At 66.7% G+C, this 2,857-nt stretch carries 4 protein-coding genes; 2 read left to right on the forward strand and 2 right to left on the reverse strand.

Annotated elements, in window-relative coordinates; genetic code table 11:
• Positions 1-240, reverse strand: a 240-nt coding sequence (locus tag RMO97_RS11860) for a cyclic nucleotide-binding domain-containing protein (RefSeq protein WP_310541278.1), incomplete at its 3' end; no start/stop codon positions are given.
• 131 nt (positions 241-371) lie between these two features.
• Between RMO97_RS11860 and RMO97_RS11865 the strand changes: the two genes are divergently transcribed.
• Positions 372-1,121, forward strand: a complete 750-nt coding sequence (locus tag RMO97_RS11865) for an SDR family NAD(P)-dependent oxidoreductase (protein ID WP_310541279.1) — start codon at positions 372-374, stop codon at positions 1,119-1,121.
• A gap of 150 nt (positions 1,122-1,271) precedes the next feature.
• Here RMO97_RS11865 and RMO97_RS11870 read toward each other — a convergent pair whose 3' ends face one another.
• On the reverse strand, positions 1,272-2,273 hold the full coding sequence (locus RMO97_RS11870) for a helix-turn-helix domain-containing protein (RefSeq protein ID WP_310541280.1): 1,002 nt from the start codon (positions 2,271-2,273) through the stop codon (positions 1,272-1,274).
• Positions 2,274-2,500: 227 nt separating this feature from the next.
• Between RMO97_RS11870 and RMO97_RS11875 the strand changes: the two genes are divergently transcribed.
• On the forward strand, positions 2,501-2,857 hold a 357-nt coding region (locus RMO97_RS11875; RefSeq protein WP_310541281.1), incomplete at its 3' end, for an Ig-like domain-containing protein.

Here is a 2,857-nt window from a genome sequence, read left to right on the forward strand (position 1 = left end):
CTCGCCGTCCTGCAGGATGGATTTGGTGAAGGCGCGACCCTGCGGGTCCTCGTAAGCCAGCTTCACGAGGCCGTTCACCAGAAGCCTGATGTAGCCGTCGGGCTCACCCTGGTGGAAAACCGGCTCGCCCGCCATGAACACTCGCAGCGAGCACCCCGCCAGAAGATCGGAGGCCTCCGGCAATTCCGTGCCGGCCAGTGCGCTCAGGGTGCGAAGCAGCTGCGATGATTCGGCTGTCATTAGCCGTGGATAATAGGGGGGAGCCGGGAAGCCGCTAGGCTGAGCTCCATTCCGCGTCTCCGGTCAGGCCCCGGCTTGGGCCTTGACCCAGGTTCACGGTCTTGGCCGAACACCCTCAGCAGGAGCCTTGCATGGAGTTGGTTGGACGAACGGTCCTCATAACCGGGGGCGCCCGTGGCATAGGTCGGGAAATGGCCCGCCTGCTCACCGGCCTGGGCGCGCACGTGATCGCAATGGGCCGCGATGGCGCACAGCTTGACCAGCTCGCGGCCGCCCATCCGGGGCAGGTCACGACCTACAGCCTCGACCTGGCGGACCCGCAGGCCCTGGACTCCGCCATCGCCGGGTTGAGATCGAGCCACCCGGAGCTTTCCGTGCTGATCAACAACGCCGGCGTTCAGGTGTCTGCGGACTTCATCGCCGGCGAGGCGCATGCCTCCCTTGCGGCGCTCAGGCGGGAGATCGCCGTCAACCTCCAGGCGCCGGTCGCCTTGTGCGCCGGGTTGCTGCCGGTCCTGGCGCGCCACCCCCACGCGGCGGTCGTGAATGTGACGAGCGGCCTGGCGATCGCACCGAAGAAATCAGCGCCCGGCTACTGCGCGACGAAAGCCGCCCTTCGGACCTTCAGCCGCGCCTTGCGGTATCAGTGTGAGGACGAAGCTCCGCAGGTCCGCGTGCTTGATGTCGTCATGCCCCTGGTCGCCACCGACATGACCCGGGGGCGCGGCGGCGCGAAGATGACGCCTGATGAGGCCGCCGCCCGCCTGATCGGAGCCCTCCGAAGCGACAAGAGCGAAGTCTTCGTCGGCCGAAGTCTCGTGCTCCGCCGCCTCATGCGCCTGGTCCCTGGTCTTGGATATCGTCTGCTCCGGGACGCGTGAGGGTTTCCGGACATGCGGGGGAGGGGAGCACCTTTGCCGGGACAGCGGGATATCCGTCGGCTTTTCGGTCCGGCCTGGGGCTGGGCGTAGGCGGCGTCGAAGGCCGCAAATCGGCGACAGTCAGGGGACGGGGCGCCGCAGCTCCGCCGGCTAGAGGTCTCTAAGCCAATCCCAAATGAGATCGGGCCGGCGATAATCATTAAGTGGCTCGCCCCCCTCGGCGGCGTTGCGCAGTCGTCCGGGCGGCGCGCCAAAGCGGCGGCGGAAGGCCCGATTGAAGTTGGCGTCGGAGCGGAAGCCGTGCCGATAGCCGACCTCGCTGAGCGAAACCGCGCCAGCCTTGTCCTCCATGATCGTGCGGAAGGCGTGGTCCAGGCGGCGGACCTGCACGAAGGCGCTGACGCCACCGAGTGGCTTGAACAACCGATAAAGCTTGGCGCGAGAGACGCCCAATTCGGCCGCGACGCATTCGGGCGTGAGGTCCGGGTCATCGAGCCGCGCGTCGATCAGGCTCCGCGCCCGAACCATGCTGACCTTGTCGGCTGGCCGCGCGTCCTCCCAGGCGACGCCAGCTTGGGAGAAGATCAACGCTTGAACGAGGGCGCTCGCCGCCGTGGCCATCGGCCGCGCCTCGGCGGCGGTCAGATGGGGGAGATTCTCCCAGAGCGCGTGCATGAACCCCGCCAGCAGCCGGGCGCTTGGGCTGTTCTCCGGCGCGACCAAACCATGGAGGTCGAAACCTGCCGCAGGGCCAAGCAACGCTCGCGGCAGCATCAGATTGAGCGTGCGGAACGCGTCGGCGCGAAACTGGAACGGCCGCGACCAGTCGATCAGGCGCAGGACGCCCATTCTGCTATCGACGAGCCGCCCGTCGTAATCGCCCTCCCACCGATTGCCGGGAAGGTCGAGAACCACCTGCACATTGTCGCCGCCGTCCGCCAGCAGGTGAGCGGGAGACCGGTCGAACCGCTGCGCCACGCCCTCGCAACGGGAGAATATCGCCGCCTCGATGTGATAGCTGTCCATGCGATTGGAGAAGCTGGCGTCGGCCCCCGATAGCTCAACCGCGAAGATGCCTGCGCAGGCCCGCCGGTACTGCTCGGCGGCGTCGGCCTGCTCACGGGCGTCGAGAACCCACAGGTCCCTCCGCACAGCCGACGACTTAGAGATGGCGATCCCCTTCGCTGCGCGCCTTGCGCCGAATGCCGCGAATGGGCGCTCCGCAGCCCAACATACAAGCGTCCGACGCCTTCAACCGCCAGGTGATGAAAGTGTAACGCTGGGTCAAGATTCGTAGAACCCCAGGATAATGACTTCCCGTCTTTCGAAACGCAGACTGTCCATGAAGTGCGTTCAAACAAAACATGGGGGATCATTGCATGTCGAAGGCCGCGAGCACCACAACCAAGGCTGCGCAAAACGTGAAGGCGGGGCCGCAAGCCAAGGCCGACGCAGCTTCGGGCGGGGAAAACCAGGTCATCACGATCGATGTCATGGCCAACGACGCCGGCGGCGGTGGGAAGGCGCTCTGGTCGTTGGACCAGGCCGATCCCGGCGTCTACACCGCCCCGGACGTGGCGATGACCCTGGCGAGCGGCGCCACGGTGCGTTTTGAGGGCGGCAAGGTCGTCTACGACCCGGGCCAGGCCTTCGACCATCTGAACGAGGGCGAGGTCGGCGCCGACAGCTTCACCTATGCCATCCGCATGGGGAACGGGGTGGTCAGCTACGCCTCC

The sequence above is a fragment of the Phenylobacterium sp. genome, assembly GCF_031425575.1.
Lineage (GTDB): Bacteria > Pseudomonadota > Alphaproteobacteria > Caulobacterales > Caulobacteraceae > Phenylobacterium.